The sequence below is a fragment of the Catellatospora paridis genome, from assembly GCF_009720365.1.
GTDB classification, from domain to species: domain Bacteria; phylum Actinomycetota; class Actinomycetes; order Mycobacteriales; family Micromonosporaceae; genus Catellatospora; species Catellatospora paridis.
The window spans coordinates 68,993-85,697 of sequence record NZ_WBZD01000038.1 but is presented as its reverse complement, the minus strand read 5'-3'; the positions used below and the strand labels follow the sequence as shown (position 1 = coordinate 85,697).

15 protein-coding genes are annotated in these 16,705 nt (G+C 70.9%); 3 read left to right on the top strand and 12 right to left on the bottom strand.

The window, feature by feature from the left end; all coding sequences use genetic code 11:
* Window positions 1-3 precede the first annotated feature (3 nt).
* The 5 genes from F9C41_RS36585 to F9C41_RS36565 all read right to left on the bottom strand — a co-directional run bounded on the left by F9C41_RS36585 (window position 4) and on the right by F9C41_RS36565 (window position 5,922).
* A complete protein-coding gene (locus tag F9C41_RS36585; protein WP_230690276.1) occupies window positions 4-987 on the bottom strand; it encodes an ABC transporter permease in 984 nt (327 codons plus the stop codon).
* Window positions 980-1,888 (bottom strand): ABC transporter permease, encoded by a 909-nt coding sequence (locus F9C41_RS36580; RefSeq protein ID WP_155391434.1) that lies wholly within the window; start codon window positions 1,886-1,888, stop codon window positions 980-982. The genes F9C41_RS36585 and F9C41_RS36580 overlap by 8 nt, the downstream gene beginning before the upstream one ends.
* A gap of 141 nt (window positions 1,889-2,029) precedes the next feature.
* A complete protein-coding gene (locus F9C41_RS36575) occupies window positions 2,030-3,646 on the bottom strand; it encodes a peptide ABC transporter substrate-binding protein (RefSeq protein ID WP_196280103.1) in 1,617 nt (538 codons plus the stop codon).
* Window positions 3,647-3,920: 274 nt separating this feature from the next.
* Entirely contained in the window at window positions 3,921-4,580 is a 660-nt protein-coding gene (locus F9C41_RS36570) for a response regulator (RefSeq protein WP_155391432.1), read from the bottom strand.
* A 106-nt stretch (window positions 4,581-4,686) separates the two neighbouring features.
* Window positions 4,687-5,922 carry an ATP-binding protein gene (locus tag F9C41_RS36565; RefSeq protein WP_155391431.1) on the bottom strand — a complete coding sequence of 412 codons (1,236 nt, stop codon included), beginning with the start codon at window positions 5,920-5,922 and terminating at the stop codon, window positions 4,687-4,689.
* Window positions 5,923-6,070: 148 nt separating this feature from the next.
* On the opposite strand from F9C41_RS36565, the gene F9C41_RS36560 reads away from it, so the two are divergent.
* The 3 genes from F9C41_RS36560 to F9C41_RS36550 all read left to right on the top strand — a co-directional run bounded on the left by F9C41_RS36560 (window position 6,071) and on the right by F9C41_RS36550 (window position 9,078).
* Window positions 6,071-7,384, top strand: coding sequence for a PspC domain-containing protein (locus F9C41_RS36560; RefSeq protein ID WP_155391430.1), 1,314 nt, complete (start codon window positions 6,071-6,073; stop codon window positions 7,382-7,384).
* The gene (locus F9C41_RS36555) at window positions 7,381-7,644 is read left to right on the top strand and encodes a hypothetical protein (protein WP_155391429.1); all 264 of its coding nucleotides are present in this window, start codon (window positions 7,381-7,383) and stop codon (window positions 7,642-7,644) included. The genes F9C41_RS36560 and F9C41_RS36555 overlap by 4 nt, the downstream gene beginning before the upstream one ends.
* 177 nt (window positions 7,645-7,821) lie before the next feature.
* Window positions 7,822-9,078 (top strand): phosphatidylserine decarboxylase, encoded by a 1,257-nt coding sequence (locus F9C41_RS36550; protein ID WP_155391428.1) that lies wholly within the window; start codon window positions 7,822-7,824, stop codon window positions 9,076-9,078.
* Window positions 9,079-9,325: 247 nt separating this feature from the next.
* On the opposite strand, the gene F9C41_RS36545 is transcribed toward F9C41_RS36550, so the two are convergent.
* From F9C41_RS36545 to F9C41_RS36515, 7 genes are all read right to left on the bottom strand, one after another.
* Window positions 9,326-10,231, bottom strand: a complete 906-nt coding sequence (locus F9C41_RS36545) for a CDP-alcohol phosphatidyltransferase family protein (RefSeq protein ID WP_230690275.1) — start codon at window positions 10,229-10,231, stop codon at window positions 9,326-9,328.
* A gap of 295 nt (window positions 10,232-10,526) precedes the next feature.
* Window positions 10,527-11,459 (bottom strand): NUDIX hydrolase, encoded by a 933-nt coding sequence (locus F9C41_RS36540; protein WP_155391426.1) that lies wholly within the window; start codon window positions 11,457-11,459, stop codon window positions 10,527-10,529.
* A 104-nt stretch (window positions 11,460-11,563) separates the two neighbouring features.
* Window positions 11,564-12,523, bottom strand: a complete 960-nt coding sequence (locus tag F9C41_RS36535; RefSeq protein ID WP_155391425.1) for an NUDIX hydrolase — start codon at window positions 12,521-12,523, stop codon at window positions 11,564-11,566.
* A 164-nt stretch (window positions 12,524-12,687) separates the two neighbouring features.
* Complete coding sequence (guaA, locus tag F9C41_RS36530) at window positions 12,688-14,241, bottom strand: glutamine-hydrolyzing GMP synthase (protein ID WP_155391424.1); 1,554 nt, start codon at window positions 14,239-14,241, stop codon at window positions 12,688-12,690.
* Between the two features lie 27 nt (window positions 14,242-14,268).
* Window positions 14,269-15,009 (bottom strand): DUF3152 domain-containing protein, encoded by a 741-nt coding sequence (locus F9C41_RS36525; RefSeq protein WP_155391423.1) that lies wholly within the window; start codon window positions 15,007-15,009, stop codon window positions 14,269-14,271.
* 10 nt (window positions 15,010-15,019) lie between these two features.
* Window positions 15,020-16,198, bottom strand: coding sequence for a hypothetical protein (locus F9C41_RS36520; RefSeq protein ID WP_155391422.1), 1,179 nt, complete (start codon window positions 16,196-16,198; stop codon window positions 15,020-15,022).
* Window positions 16,195-16,680: a hypothetical protein gene (locus F9C41_RS36515; protein WP_155391421.1), complete on the bottom strand. Its 486-nt coding sequence runs from the start codon at window positions 16,678-16,680 to the stop codon at window positions 16,195-16,197. Before F9C41_RS36515 ends, F9C41_RS36520 begins: the two co-directional genes overlap by 4 nt.
* Window positions 16,681-16,705 lie beyond the last annotated feature (25 nt).

Sequence of the window (16,705 nt, the reverse complement as noted above, 5' to 3'; positions counted from 1 at the left end):
CTCCTAGCGCAGCTTCGGGTCGAGTGCGTCGCGCACGGCGTCGCCGAGCATGACGAAGCTGAGCACCGCGATGGCGAGGAACGCGGCGGGGAACGCCATGATGTAGGGCGCGGTCTCCATGTAGTTGCGGCCGTCGCCGATCATGATGCCCCAGGAGACGACCGGCTCCCGCAGGCCGACGCCGAGGAAGGACAGCGTCGCCTCCGCGCCGATGTACCCGCCGAGCGTGATCGTGCCGACGACCACCATCGGAGCGATGGCGTTGGGCAGGACGTGCCGGAAGATGACCCGGCCCGGCCGGGCGCCCAGCGCCTGCGCGGCATGCACGTAGTCGAGCTGCTTGGTGGACAGCACCGCCGCCCGCATGATGCGGGCGAACGACGGCCAGCCCAGCGCGATGAACGTCATGATCACCAGGCTGGTGATGCGGAGCGCGCTCGGGCTGTCCTGCACCGGGGCGAAGGTCGACAGGATGACCAGCGCGCCGAGCACGAACGGCAGGCCGAGGAAGATGTCGCCGAACCGCGCCAGCAGCGTGTCCGTCCAGCCGCCCAGGTAGCCGCTCAGGATGCCGAAGGTCCCGCCCAGCAGCATGTTACCGAGGACCGCCGACAGGCCCACCACGATCGAGGCGCGGGCGCCGTAGATCGTCCGGGCGTAGATGTCCTTGCCCTGCAGGTCGAACCCGAACTGGCCCTGCTTGCCGAACTGGAACCAGCTGCCGAAGTCGGGCGGGGTCAGGCTCCTGTTGAGGTCGGCCGCCTGCGGATCGACGGAGCTGAACAGCGACGGGAACGCGGCCATCAGCACGAAGATCGTGATCATGATCGCGGAGATCACGAACAGCGGCTTGCGCCGCAGCTCGTACCAGGCGTCCGTCCACAGGCTGCGCGGCTTGTCCTTTTTGGGGGCCGACTCCACGACCGCCGGGGTCACCGGCATCGGGGCGGCCTCGGCCGTGGGCGTGGCCACTTCCGGGCTACTCATAGCGGATCCTCGGGTCCAAGACCCCGTACAGAAGGTCGACGATCAGGTTGACGATGAGGTAGACGAGCACCAGGATCGCCACGATCGACACCACGACGCCGGACTGCCTGCGGTTGATGGAGTCGAACAGCAGCCCGCCGATGCCGCGGATGTTGAAGATGCCCTCGGTGACGATGGCGCCGCCCATGAGCGAGCCGAGGTCGAGGCCGAGCCAGGTGACGACCGGGATCATCGAGTTGCGCAGCAGGTGCACACCCGTGACACGGCTGGGGGCCAGGCCCTTGGCAACCGCGGTCCGCACGTAGTCGGCACGCCGGTTCTCCACCAGGTTCACCCGGGTCAACCGAGTGATGTACGCCAGCGAGCCGCTGCCCAGGATGAGACCCGGGATGATCAGCTCCACCAGGGGCGCCTCCGGCGACACCGACGCCAGCCCCAGGGAGTAGCGGGCCACGAGGCCGATCACGAAGATCGGCGTTGCGATCAGGACCAGGGTCGACACCAGCACCAGGTTGTCGATGAAGCTGCCCCGGCGCAGGCCGGTGAGCACGCCGGCGGTGATGCCGATCAGCGCCTCGGCGGCGACGGCCACCAGCGCGAGCTTGATCGAGACGGGGAAGGCCTGCGCCAGCAGGTCGCCGATCTCGGTGCCGTTGAAGGTCTGGCCGAACTCGCCGCGTAGCAGGTTGGTCAGGTAGTTCAGGTACTGCACAGGCAGCGGGTCGTCCAGGCCGAACTTGTCGGTCATGAACTGGACGTACGCGGGCGGGCACTGCCGTTCGCCACAGCGTCCCGCAAAAGGATCACCTGGTAGTCCCCACACCAGGAACCAGATGAGAAAGGTGGTGCCGATGAAGACAGGGATCGCCTGCAGCAAACGGCGGAGGGCATATCGCCCCATGACTACTCCTCACTGAGCCTCGCCGAGATAGGGCCGACCCCACATGCCACGGCGGTCACCCGCCGCGTCACCTGGGGTCGGACCCGCCGGCGTGTCGGGCCCTCGCGGGCACGGCACGCCGGTTCATATCCGGTGCCTAGCTCACTTGACCGTGACGGTGGCCAGGTCCAGCTCGCCAAAGGTGTTGATGGTGACGGTCGCGAGCTTCGCGGACCACACGGTCTGCTGCGACGAGTGCCACAGCGGGATGGTCGGCATGAGAGCCGGCAGCATCGCCTCGGCGTCCTGGTACAGCTTCTCGGCGGCCGCAAGGTCGGCAGTGCCGTCGGCCTCCTTCAGCTTGGCGTCGAACGCCGCGTCCGAGAACTTGCCGTCGTTGGACGAGGCACCCGTCTTGAGCAGCGGGTTCAGCCAGTTCTCGATGTGCGGGTAGTCAGCCTGCCAGCCGGCGCGGGACATGCCCGTCATCTTCTGGGTGGTGACCAGGGTCCGGAACTCGCCGAAGGTCGGGAACGGCTTGCCGGTGCAGGTCACCGACAGGGCGGTCGCGATGCTGTTACAGACGGCGTCGACCCACGGCTTGTGCGAGGCGTCACCGTTGTAGGCGATCGAGATCTCCTTCGGCTTGGTGGTCGCCGAGTCGTACAGCGCCTTGGCCTTGGCGGCGTCGAAGGTGCAGAACTCGCCACACGAGCCGTCCTTGTAACCGGCCATGTTCGGGTTGACCCAGCCGTTCATCGGGATGCGCGTGTTGTTGAAGATCTTCTCGACGATCAGCTTGCGGTCGATCGCCATCGAGATCGCCTGGCGCACCTTCGGGTCGTTGTAACCCGGCAGCCAGGTCGGCAGCGCGATGAAGGCCGACGACGAGACCGGCTTGTTGCTCGAGCGGTCCGCGCCGAAGTCCGTCTTGTACAGGTCGCCGACCAGCTTGGCCGACGGAACCTGCTGCTGGAAGTCGATGGTGCCGTTCTTGACGTCCTCGTAGGCGGCGGCGTCGTCGGTGTAGACGCGGAAGACGACGTCCTTCACCTTCGGCTTGTCGGTGCCCTGGTAGTCGTCGTTACGGGTGACCTTCAGCTCGACGTTCTTGGTCCACGAGTCGAGCTTGAAGGGGCCGTTGCCGATCGGCTTCTGGCCGAAGGCAGCCGGGTCCTTGAAGAACACGTCCGGCAGCGGCATGAACGCCGAGTAACCGACCTTGATCGGCCACAGGTTCGACGGGCCGCCCAGGGTCACCTCGAACGTGTTGTCGTCGACGACCTTCAGACCGTCGAGCTTGTCCTTGGCCGGCTTCGGGGCCACCTGAGGCTTGTCCGGACCGTCCGGGTCCTCGCTGACAACGTCGCTGTAGCCCTTGATGTCACCGAAGAACGTGCCGTTGATCAGACCGTTCGGCGAGTACGCCGCGTAGTTCCACGCGTCCACGTAGTTCTTCGCGGTGACCGGCGTGCCGTCGTGCCACTTCCAGCCCGACTTGAGCTTGACGGTCCAGGTCGTGCCGCCGTCAGCGGAGGTGATCGACTCGGCGTTCGCCATCTCGGTCTTGGCGTCGGCAGCCGCGTAGTTCGTCAGACCGGTGAAGAGCGCGTCGATGACCACGCCGCCCTGGGTCTCCGAGGTACCGGCCGGCACCAGCGGGTTCTGGGGCTCGCTCCAGCTGATGATGAACGAGCCGTCGTTCTTGGGTGCTTCCGGCTCAGGCGTGCTGGTGCAACCAGCTGCGGCCAGGGCGACAGCGGTCAGACCGACTGTCACCTTCCATGGGGTAATCCCACGCATGCGTGTGCCTCCTCAGGCGCTCACGAGGGGGTGTGAGGTGGCCACACTTTCGCACCCCGTGTGCACGCGCCGGAAGGGCCTGATACCAACCCGTTACCGAGACGGGACGACGCCGATATCCCGTCAAGAAATCCTTCACATCTCGACGTAGCTTTTTGACCAGCGGATATAGCACCGTTTGATCATGAAGTTGATCGAGGAACGAAACACGATGGTAACTGGCATCCCAGCCTGTGGGCGATACCGAGAGTCACACGAGGCGTCGATCTGCGGCCCAACGCGACAATTCATATCTGTTGGACATCTGCAGCTTGCGGAGCACATTGGAGACGTGGGTCTCCACCGTCTTGATGGAGATGAACAGCTCCTTGGCGATCTCCTTGTACGCGTACCCCCGCGCCAGCAGCCGCAGCACCTCGCGTTCCCGGTTGGTCAGCTGGTCCAGCTCCGGGTCGGCCACCGGCGCGTCCGGCCGCGCGGCGAAGGCGTCCAGCACGAATCCGGCCAGCCGGGGTGAGAAGACCGCGTCCCCGTCGGCCACTCGCCGGATCGCGTCCACCAGGTCGTCCGGGGAGATCGTCTTGGTGACGTAGCCGCGCGCGCCCGCCCGGATCAGGCCGATCACGTCCTCGGCCGCGTCGGAGACCGACAGCGCCAGGAAGCGCACCTGCGGCTGGGTCTTGCGCACCGCGTCGAGCACCGCGCGGCCGCCGCCGTCCGGCATGTGCACGTCCAGCAGCACCACGTCCGGGACCACCGAGCCGATCATCGACACGGCCTGGGCCACCGTCGCCGCCTCGCCGACCACGTCGACGTGGCCCCCCAGCTCGGCCCGCACGCCCGCCCGGAACATCCCGTGGTCGTCGACCAGGAACACCCGCAACCGCTGCCCGCCCACGTCCTCGCTCATGCCCGCTCCTCGCTGCGCTCGTCACGTGCCTGAGCCGAACCGTGCAACATGATTTTCCCGGTCCGTCCACTCATGCCCGATGTCTGCCGTGTGTGCCGTCGCCCGCTCATGCCGGTGTCTCCTTCGGCTCCTTCGGCGAGGTGACCGTCATGGTCAGCCTGACCTCGGTGCCCTCGCCGACCTCGCTGCGAATCTCCGCGTGGCCGCCGTGCCGCGACATGCGCCCGATGATCGAACCACGGACGCCGTGCCGCCGCTCCTCGACACCGTTGAGGTCGAAACCGGTGCCGCGGTCGCGGACGAACACGCTCAGCATGGTCGGCTCCGCCTCGGCGTACAACGACACGGTCTTGACCTTGGCATGGCGGGCCGCGTTGACCAGCGCCTCGCGCGCCGCGGCGACGATCGCGGACACCTTGTCGTCCACCAGGCGGTCACCGACCACCACCGCCTCCACGGCGATGCCGTAGGTGTCCTCCACCTCCGCGGCGGCCTGCTGGAGCGCCGCGGCGAAATGCTCGGTCGGTGAGCCGGTGGGCTGGTAGAGCCAGTTGCGCAGGCTGCGCTCCTGGCCCCGGGCGATGCGCTGCACGGCCGCCGGATCGGCCGCGTTGCGCTGGATCAGCGCCAGCGTGTGCAGCACCTGGTCGTGCACCATCGCGGCGAGCTCGGCGCGTTCCTGCTCGCGGATACGGCCCTCGCGCTCGGCGCGCAGCGCGGTCAGCGTGCGCCACAGCACCGGCGCCGCCACGAGGCCGACGCCGGCGAGTGCGACCAGCGCGAACGCGATCGCCCGCCACATGTCGGCCCAGGAGACGTTGGCGACCGGGGAGTAGAGGAAGACCAGGCCGAGGATGCCCACCGCGACCAGCACCCCGCCGGCCAGGAAGCGCAGCAGGTAGATCCGGCGGTCCCCGTCGGAGAGGGCGGCCAGCCAGGGGGCCGACGGCGACTCGTCGGACCAGCGCTGGCGGCGGTCCGGGTCGCTCTGGTGCCAGATGATGCCCGCGCCGACGGCGACCAGAGCCACCAGCCAGCCGACGGTCATCCCGATCCCGCCGTTGTGGTTGATCAGCGTGCTGACCGTCATCAGCGCCAGCCCGGCCAGCACGAAGGGGGCCAGCCGCCACAGCGAGCGGGGACGGGTCTCCCCCGGCCCGGCCGGCAGCACGGCCCAGAAGGCGGCATAGAGGAGCGCGCCGAGGCCGTTGATGGGCAGCAGCAGGACGAAGGCGATCCGGATCAGCGTCGGTGACAGCCGTACGTTCGCGGCGATGCCCCCGGCCACCCCGGCGACCAGGCGGTCGGAGCGGGAGCGGGTCAGGCGGGGGGACTCGGGCACGGAGGGCTGCACAGGGTCGATGGTTTCACGAGGTGGACGCCATCGCCCACGGGTGAGGCCCCGGAGATGGGCCGCCGCACATTCTCAGGGTCCGCTCAGGGTCGCCGCCTGAGGCAGGTCAGGCCTGCTCAGCGGGACTATCGACAGCATGAGCGATGAGACCCCGACGCCCCCCGGCGCGGCGCCCTCCGCGGAGGCCCCGCCCGCGGCACAGGCTCCACCCCCTCCCCCGGGCGAGTCGTCCCCCTACGTCTCCTGGGCGGCGCCGTACGGCCTGATCCGGCCGCGCCACGGCCGCTACCTGGCCGGCGTGTGCGGCGCGCTGGGCCGCGCCACCAAGACCGACCCGCTGCTGTGGCGGGTGCTGATCGGCGTGCTCTCCGTCTTCGGCGTGGGCATCGTCATCTACCTGGCGGCCTGGCTGCTCACCCCGGCCGAGGGCGACAGCTCCTCGCCGGTCGAGGCGCTGTTCGGCCGCGGCTACTCGGGCACTTCGTCCACGCTGACGCTGGTGATCGGCGTACTCACGGTGATCATGATCGGTGCGGTGACCAACAGTTTCGAGGTCGCCGTCATCGCCGCGATCGGGCTGGTCATCGCCGCGCTCGTGGTGAGCCGCAACACGGCCGGCGGCCAGCCGCCACGCAGCCGGCCCGGCGCGACCTACCTGCCCCCGGACTACGCGGCAGCACCGGTCACCGTGCCGGCCGCCGCGCCGATGCCCACCGCGGTGACCGTGCCCGTGCCGCCGGTGGAGCCCACCGGCTACCGGCCGCCGTTCGCCCCGCACGGCCCGTACGCCCCCGCGGGCCCGCCGCCCCCGCCGCCTCCGCTTAAGGCGCCCAAGGTGAAGCGGGAGCCGTCCCGGCTCGGTCGGCTGATCTTCGGGCTGGCCATGGTCGTGCTCGGCGGCCTGGCCATGGCCGACATGGCGGGCATCTCGATGCCGGGCAGCACCTACGTCGCCGCCGCGCTGGGCGTGGTCGGCCTCGGACTGGTCATCGGCGCCTGGTTCGGCCGGGCCCGCGGCTACATCCTGATCGGCATCGTGCTCGCCCTGGTGCTGCCGATGGTCGCCGCGACCGGTGACTGGAGCCGGGAGCGCACCCAGGCCGGCAGCGTGACCTGGATGCCGACCTCCATGGAGGAGCTGCACGACCGGTACGAGCACCGCTTCGGCGAGGCCACCCTCGACCTGACCGGGCTCGACCTGACCGGCCAGGAGGTCCAGGTGACCGCGCAGATCACCGGCGGCGGCCTCAAGGTCATCGTGCCGCCGGACGTCGACGTCACCGTCGTCACCCGGGTCAACCTCGCCGACGCCGACGTCTTCGGCCGCAGCATCAGCGGGGCCGGGCAGCGCGACACCCAGACCAGCCTCGGCGACGACGGCAAGCCGGGCCCCGGCAAGCTGCACCTCGAACTCGACGTCAATCTCGGTCACGCGGAGGTGATCCGGTGAAGAACCACCGCACCGATTCGGTCTCGCTGTTCTTCGGTCTCGTCTTCCTGCTCGTGGCGGGCGCCTTCCTGGTCGGCGAGGTGACCGACGTGGAGCTGCCCTCGCTGGGCTGGTTCATCGCCGGTGGCCTGATCATCCTGGGGGTGCTGGCCGTGCTCGGGGCGCTGTCACCCCGGCGGGGCGGCGACCCGGCCGCGGTCGAGCCCGCCCCGGAGGCGGCCGCGGCCGCCGCCGAGCCGGAGCCCGAGCGCGCCGACTGAGCACCGACCTCACCAAGCGCCCCTCACCGCGCGAGCCCGCGGTGGGGGGCGCTCTATGCTGACCGGTGAACCACCGGTCGACGACGACGAGGAGCAACCTCAGATGAGCGAGCGCAGCGAGCGAATCGTGGAGCACAGGTCAGCTCGGGCACGCGACGAGCGCAGCGAGGAGCGGGCATGAGCCAACACCCGACCGATCGTCCCGGCACACCGGCGCTGGGCCCGCTCGGCCAGATCCGCATCGGCGACCGCGCCGCCCGCACCCTGACCACCGAACTGGCCCGCCACGCCGGCCCCAAGACGGCCCTGCTGGTCGGCGCGTCCGCGGACTCGCTGGTGCTGGCCGAGGCGCTGGACGCGCTGCTGCCCGGCGACAAGCTCACCGTGGTCGCGGCCGACGCGAGCGTCGCGGGCCACCTGGCCACCCTGGGCAGCTTCCTGGCCGAGCGGGTCAAGGTCGTCGACGACCTCGCCGCCGCCGAGGCCGCCGAGCTGGTCATCGTCGCCGAGCCCGTGGTCGGCTCCGGTGAGGAGGCGCGCAACACCGTCGAGCAGCTGAGCAAGTACGTCGCCGAGGGCGGTCTGCTGATCATCGCCGCGGTGGCGCTGCCCGGCCTGTCCGGTGGCGCGACCGACGAGCTCGACCGCATCGCGGCCCGTCAGGGCGTCGGCTCCGACCTGGTGCTGCGCAACACCCCGCCGGTACGCGTGCACCGCCTGCGCTTCACCGACGTCGACCCGGCCGTGGCTGCCAAGCTGGGCCCGGCCTTCCGCCCGTCCAGCGTGCCGCTCTACGGCACCATGAACATCGACTCCAACGGCGTCGCGGCGGCCGGCATCGCGCTGGGCGCGGCCGCGTTCCTCAAGGCCACCCGGCCGAAGTCGAAGGCGTGGGTGCTCCCGGCGCTGCTGGCCGCCCCCGTGGCCGCCTTCTTCCGCGACCCCGAGCGCGAGGTGCCCGCCGACCCGAGCGCGGTCGTCGCCTCGGCCGACGGCCGGGTCCTCAGCGTGGAGCACATCTACGACGAGCGCTTCGCCGACGAGGAGTTCCTGCGCATCGCGGTGTTCCTGTCCGTGTTCGACGTGCACGTCAACCGGGCCCCGGTGGCCGGCAAGGTCGTCGACTACTTCGTCGAGGACGGCGGGTACGCCAACGCCATGAAGCCGGAGGCGGAGCACAACGTGGCCGCGTACACCGTGCTGGAGACGCCCGACCGCAACCGGGTCGTGGTCGCCCAGCGGACCGGCCTGATCGCCCGGCGCATCGTGCAGCGGGCCCCGATCGGCGCGCTGCTGGCCAAGGGCGAGCGGTTCGGCCTGATCCGCTTCGGCTCGCGCACCGACGTCTACCTGCCCGCCGACAAGGCCGAGGCCCTGGTCGCCCCCGGCGACCGCGTCTCGGGCGGCTCCACGGTCATCGCCCGCCTGCGCTGACCCGTCCACCCTCCCGGACCGGGGCCCCTGCCGTTCGCGGCGCGGGCCCCGGTCCGTTTTTTAATAGACGTTGGCCTATCTGGATGAGAAAAAAGAGATCAAACTCAACCAGATAGGCCAAGGTCTATTAAAGGCGGAGCGCCCCCGCCGAGCGCCCTGCGGGGCGCGCAAGGCGCGAAGCGGCCGGGGTGGAGGCACAAGAAGCGCCACCCCAGTGGACCGGGGTGGCGCTCTGTGGATCCTATGGTCAGGCGATGCGGGCGGCTGTCCGGCGCTGCCGGGCCCAGATGACCGGGCCGCTGAGCAGGTAGACCAGCACCAGCAGGCCGAAGGTGACCTGCGTGTTCCAGACCAGGCCGACCAGCGGCAGCAGGAACAGCGTCGGCGGCAGCTTGACCACCTTCGCGAGCTTGGCGTACGGGAAGCTGGAGACCATCGCGATGGCCAGCAGCACCACCCCGAACACCATCGCCCCGGCCGGCAGCGCGCTGCCCATCGTGGTCTTCAGCAGCACGGTCACCGCCAGCACGGTCGCCGCCATGGTGGTCGGCACGCCGCAGAAGAAGCGGCCGTCCTTCGGCGAGACGTTGAACCGGGCCAGCCGGACCGCCGCGCAGCAGGCGACCATGGCGCAGGCCGCGATCAGCACCGGCGTGGGCACGGAGCCCCGCAGCGTGGCGAACACGACCACGGGCGCGGCGATGCCGAACGACGTCATGTCGCCCAGCGAGTCCATCTGCACGCCGAACGGGCTGGCCACGCCGAACTTGCGGGCCAGGGCGCCGTCGAGGCCGTCGAAGGTGATGCAGGCCAGCAGGCACAGCGCGCCGTACATGGGCGCGCGGCCGTCGGGCCGGCCGAGGATCGCGAGGAAGATCGCGGTCATGCCGAGCAGCAGGCTGCTCAGCGTGCAGGCCTGTACCAGGGCGAACTTGATGCGGCGGTCGAGCGTGCGCTCGCCCGGCAGCAGCGGGATCGTCGTCGGGGTCGGCTGCTCCACCGGCTCGGCCGTGGCGGCCTGCTCGATGGCGCGCAGTTCGACCGGGTCAAGGCCAGGCAGCGCGGTGCTCGTCGCAACGGAGTGATCAGCCTTGCGCAGGCGGCCCACCGGCACCAGCAGCATCTGCCGGGCGAAGGAGCCACCGGCACGCAAGCGGCCGGTCCACTGGCGGCCCGCAGGGCGCGGGCTGTCCGTCAAGCGACGCCGACGCCATAAGGCTCTCGGCACGTGTCGTCCCTCCATACCGGTTTCGGTTCCTTTCCGCCGCCTCAGCGGACCGACCGGCTTTTGCGGCCTACACCATCGCACACGTCCGTGTGCCTTGGCGATACCCGGCGCGATCTTCACGCGCCGTCCCTGCTGACGGGGGCAATCGGCCCGCCGGAGGGCAGCAGCGCTCCGGGGGCTGTTCGTCTTGTCAGCGTCCGAGTCTACCCGACAGCGGCAATCAGGAAATATGTCGCAATTCTCGGTGTGCCGACTCGGTCAGCGGAATATCGACCAGCTCAGCGGTGGTGAACCAGCGGGCCTGCGCGGTGGACCCGCCGACCGCCTCGGTGACGGACGGCACTGTGGGCTCCGGCACCACCACCCGGTACACGGCGCGCACGACGTACCAGTCGTAGGGCTCGCCCTCGGGGCCCATCGCGGCGGGGTTGTGCGTCGAGTTCACCCGGATCAGCTCGGTCACCTCGCCGACCTGCCCCGACTCCTCGAAGACCTCGCGGACCAGGCCGATGGCCGGGGTCTCGCCGAAGTCGGTGCCGCCGCCGGGCAGGTGCCACTTGCCCGCGCCCGGGTAGTTCTCCGCGATCAGCGACAGCAGCACCCGGCCGGCCGGGTCGGTGACCACGCCGTACGCCCCGAAGCGGGCGACCTTGCGTGCGCCGCCGAGGTCGCGGCCGTCCGGCCCCATCTCCCCCGCCTCATCGGGGGACGCGGGGCGCTGCCCGCTGGCCGGGCCGGTGGCTTCCAGCCCCAGCGTGCGGGCGGCGAACGGGATCAGGTCCAGCGCGCCCAGCCGTGCGGGCTCGATCCAGGCGGGCAGGTCGGAGGTGCCGTCGGTCTCCACGGTCAGCTCACCGCCGGTGACGGTCATGTCGTAGATGATCCGGTCGTGGTGCAGCAGCACCCCGCGCCACGGGAACTCGACCAGGTCAGAGGTCACCTCGCGCAGGCCCGCGATCCGGGCGGTCAGCCCTGTCTCCTCACGGAACTCGCGGACCACGGCCGCCGCCGGGTCCTCGCCGTGCTCCAGGCCGCCACCGGGCAGGAACCACACGCCCGGAAAGTTGGACCTGGCCGACGAGCGGACCAGCAGCAGCCGGCCCTGCTCGTCGTGCGCTATGCCGTAGGCCCCGATGCGCCGCCGCTTCTGCATGCCTTCTCCTCGCCGGCGCTCGTCGGCGGCATGACCAAGCATCATGATTCGCTCGCTGCGCTCGCTCACCACGACAGGCTATCGGGCGCCCACGGCACGGTCGGTCAGCCCGCCCGGTGATCCAGCAGGGCTGCCTTCAGCGCCTCGGCGGTGACCTCGGTGACGTCCTCCGGGCCGAGTTCGCCCAGCTCGTCCTTGGTGACCCAGCGGGCCTCGGCGGTCGAGCCGCCGATGTCGTACACCTTGGGCTTGGTGGCCCGGTCGACGCGGACCCGGTAGAAGGCCCGCACGCCGTGCCAGTCGATGGGGTAGCCCTCCGGACCCAGCGAGGCCGGGTCGCGGTGGCTGGCCACCCCGAGCAGCTCGCCGAGCCGGCCGCGCTGGCCCGTCTCCTCGATCAGCTCGCGGATCAGGGCGACGCCGGGCTGCTCGCCGTAGTCGGTGCCGCCGCCGGGCAGGTGCCACTTGCCCGCGCCGGGATAGTTGGCCGCGATCCGGGTCAGCAGCACCCGCTGCAGGCGGTCGGTGACCACGGCGTACGCCGCGAAGCGCTGCGCGCGGTGCAGCCCGTCCGGGCCCGGTGCGGCGAAGAAGGACGGGAAGTCGGGCACCTCGTCGGGCAGCAGGTCGATCGCCGCCTCGGTGATGCCCAGCGCGCCCGCTGTGAAGGGCCGCAGCGGCAGTTTCGCCGCCTCGTCGGGGCTGAGCCAGCGCACCAGGTCGGTGGGCTGGTCGACGCGCTCCCGCAGCGCGCCGCCGCGGACCCGGGCCGCGTAGATCACTCGGTCGGTGTGGATGGTGACGCCACGGTGCGGCAGCGCCCGGATGTCGGCAAGGACGTCGCGCAGCCCGGTCACGGCCACGCTCAACCCGGTCTCTGCGGCGGTCTCCCTGACGACGGTGTCATTGGGATGCTCGCCGTGGTCCACTGCCCCGCCAGGCAGGGACCACACGCCCGGCGTACCGGACTGCATGGAGGCCCGGACCAGAAGGACCTGGTCGGCCTCGTTGGTGATGACGGCGTAGGCGGCGATCCGCCGCAACGGCTCCAGCGCGGTGGTCACGAGAAACCATTCTCCCCCGGCGAGAAGATCACGACAAGATGTCCGATTTTACGATCATGTTTCCACCACTATGCGATGGTTTGCACCGGCCGTTCGGCCTACCCCAGAAGTGATCAAAGGCCCCACCCGGTAGGGGCGAGGCCTCGATCAGCAGATAGCGGGATTCACTCCCATTCGATGGTGCCCGGCGGCTTGCTCGTCACGTCCAGGGTGACCCGGTTGACCTCCCGCACCTCGTTGGTGATCCGGGTCGAGATCCGGGCGATGAGGTCGTACGGCAGGCGCGACCAGTCGGCGGTCATCGCGTCCTCGCTGGAGACCGGGCGCAGCACCACCGGGTGGCCGTAGGTGCGGCCGTCGCCCTGCACACCGACCGAGCGCACGTCGGCCAGCAGCACCACCGGGAACTGCCACACGTCGCGGTCCAGCCCCGACGCGGTGAGTTCCTGGCGGGCGATCAGGTCGGCGGCGCGCAGGATGTCGAGGTTGTGCTGGTTGACCTCGCCGATGATGCGGATGGCCAGGCCCGGACCCGGGAACGGGTGCCGCCAGACCATCTCCTCGGGCAGGCCCAGGCTCGCGCCCAGTGCCCGCACCTCGTCCTTGAACAGCATGCGCAGCGGCTCGACCAGGTCGAACTTGAGGTCGTCGGGCAGGCCGCCCACGTTGTGGTGGCTCTTGATGTTGGCGGTGCCGGTGCCGCCGCCGGACTCCACCACGTCGGGGTAGAGCGTGCCCTGGACCAGGAAGCGCACGTCGCCCGCGGTGGCGATCTCGCGGGCCGCCGCCTCGAAGACCCGGATGAACTCCCGGCCGATGATCTTGCGCTTGGCCTCCGGGTCGGTGACCCCGGCCAGCGCGGTCAGGAAGCGCTCGGTCGCGTCGACGACCTTGAGCTTGATGCCGGTCGCGGCGACGTAGTCCCGCTCGACCTGCTCGGCCTCGCCCGCGCGCAGCAGGCCGTGGTCGACGAAGACACAGGTCAGCTGGTCGCCGACGGCCTTGTGCACGAGCGCCGCGGCCACCGCCGAGTCGACGCCGCCGGACAGGCCGCAGATCACCTCGGCATCGCCGACCTGGGCGCGGATCGCGGCCACCTGGTCGTCGATGACGTTGCCCATGGTCCACGTCGGCTCGATGCCGGCGACCTCGTGCAGGAACTTCTCCAGCAGGCGCTGGCCGTACGGGGTGTGCGCGACCTCCGGGTGGAACTGCACCCCGGCGAAACCGCGGCTGACGTCCTCGAACGCGGCCACCGGCGCGCCCGCCGAGGCGGCGGTGACGGTGAAGCCGGCCGGGGCGGCGCTGACGCAGTCGCCGTGGCTCATCCACACGTCCTGCCGCGCGGGCAGCCCGGCGAACAGCACGCCCGCCTCGGGCTGCGCGTCGACCACGGTGCCGCCGAACTCGCGCAGGCCGGTGTGGCTGACCGTGCCGCCCAGCGCCGCGGCCATCGCCTGGAAGCCGTAGCAGATGCCGAACACCGGCACGCCCTGCTCGAACAGACCGGCGTCGACCTGCGGCGCGCCCTGCTCGTACACGCTGGACGGGCCGCCGGACAGGATGATCGCGGCCGGGTTCTTGCGCATCATCTCCTCGACCGGCATGGAGTGCGGCACGATCTCGGAGTAGACCCGCGCCTCCCGCACCCGACGGGCGATCAGCTGGGCGTACTGGGCACCGTAGTCAACCACCAGGACGGGGCGAGGCGTCGTCATGACGTCAATCTTAGGGTGCGACGCAGGTCACCCCACGTAGTGGACCCCGTCCGGGTACGGGTACGGGTTGGGCTTGCAGCCCTGCAGCTCCTTGGTCTGCTGCTGCATCACCGGCGCGAGCCTGCCCCGGCCGGGGCAGTTGACGTGCCCGTGCCCGAGAAAGTGACCGACCTCATGGTTGATGACCATGTTGCGGTACACCTCCATGTCGGTGAACCCGTCCGCGCCGTTGGTCCAGCGCCGCAGGTTGATCACGACGTTGTCGCCGTACCGGCAGGAGAAGATGCCGTTGGTCTGCAGCCCGGCCTTGGCGCAGAGCCGGTCCGTGGTGCCCGGCGTGGACAGCATGATCTTGAAGTTGGCCGACGCGCCCGGGGCGACCCGCTGGAAGCGCCACTTCTTCGAGGCGATCCAGCTGTGCTCGTCGGACAGCACCTGCTCCACCACGGACGCGAACCCGTCCGGGTCGAACGCGGTGATGCCCTCCTCCACCTGCACCTGATACCGCCGCAGGCTGCCGGAGTCGCCGACCACCGGCGAGCTGCCCGCGGCGGTGGTGAAGGTGCCCTCGCCACGCTCCAGCACGGTGGCGTTCCTGGTCGGCCTCGGTGACGGCACCGTCGAGGGGGACGGCGACGGCTCCGCCGACGGCATCGGCTGCGGTGACGCCGCCTGCTGGAACTCGGGCTGCTCGGCCGTGCCACACCCGGCCAGCACCAGCGCCAGTACGGCGACCGTCGTCATACGAGCGGCGAAGATCCTCCCCATGGTGATCACCTTATGTGGGCAGACCGCTCCTGTGGAGGTAGTCCCGCGCCCAAACCTGATCGACGCCCTCGGCGAACGCCCCACCGGGCGGATCCGACGTCCAGACGTGCATCATCTCGGGCACGGTGACCGCGACGGACAGGGCCGGGCAACCGCCGTACGGGGAGACGACGCCGATGCCCGGCGGGGCCGCGGACAGGCACAGGTTGTGCGCGTGCCAGCGGGTGACCGGGCCGCCCGGCTCCGGGCCCGGCGCGCCCGCGCGCTCCATCACGAACACCACGCCGAGCAGGCTCGCCTTGCCCTCCTCGATGGCGAAGACCAGCATCTCCGGGCGAGTCGGGTCGAGCACCGCTCCGTCTGCCTTGAACCCCGGGTGCTCCAGGTGCACGTCGGTGCCGCTGCGGCCGGTGATCGGCAGCCGGTATCCGGCGGCCAGCGCGTCGGCCAGGCGGGCGAACCTGCGCATCGACTCCTTCGTCGCCGACGCCAGCCGGGCGGCGGCCGCCGACTGGGCGGCGGTCGGGTGATGGTCGCCGCCGAGCGGCCGCATGATGACCCCGGCCTGCGCGCGGGCCAGGTGTTCGTGGCCACCCGCGTGGCTGTGCCCGACCGCGGGCGCCTGCTCGGTGCTCGCCGCCGACCCGGCCGACTGGTGCGCCTGGAGCGTCGACAGCCAGATCACCAGGCCGGTCAGCAGCACCCCGGCGACCGTTGACGTCGAGCCCAGCGCCCGCAGCAGACGGCGTGGTCGCGCCGGAGCCCGCGACGGCACCACGGCCAGCCCGAACGCGACCAGCTCGACCAGCGCCGCGGCGATGCCAACCTGGTCGGCCTCCTCGCCGCCGCGCAGCAGCACGATCACGTAGCCGAGCAGGTTCAGCGGCACCAGCAGCACGGTTCCAGTGCGCCAGCCCCGGCGGCCGGTGAAGGCCAGCCAGGCCAGCAGCCCGTAGACCAGGCCACTGCCGAGAAAACCCACGGTCAGCAGAGCGCTGTCCCGGTGGCCCAGCGGCAGCGCCAGGTGCACCGCGCCCGCCGCCCCCAGCAGCACGAACGCCCAGCGCGACACCGGCGAGATCGGACCACCCCGCAGGAACGGCAGGAACAGGCAGGCCACGAGCCCGGCGGCCAGCGCCGCGGTGTGCTCGGGCGCGATCCCGGTGAGCAGCGACTCCACCGCGTTCATCGGACCACCCCCGGTGCTGTGGCCGGTCCGGCGATGGCCGGTGGTCCGGCGAGGGGAAGCACCGCCGCCCCGGCCGGGCCCACCGGCACGGCCGGTTCGGGCTCCGGTTCGATCAGGAGGCGCACACAGGTCATCGTCACCGCGACCGGCAGCACCAGCCCGGTGATCAGGCCCGTCAGCGTCGGTGTGAAGTCCAGCTGCGGCAGGGCCCCGGCCAGCGCACTCAGCGCGAAACCGGTCAGCGTCAGCAGTTGCAGCGCCGCCACGGCGACCAGCGCGCCGCGCCGCCCGCGCACCAGCAGCGCCGCGAACACCAGCGTCACCGCCGCCTTCGTCACCGGCGCGAGTGCGTACAGCGGGTTGCCGCCCATGAACAGCAGCTCGCCAAGCATCGCCAGCAGCCCCGCGCCGACCTGCACCAGCAGCAGCACATACACCACGTCGGCGCGCCCGCCCCGGGCCGCGCGCACGGTCTCGTCCACCCGATCAGGCTGCGGCGCGCGCATC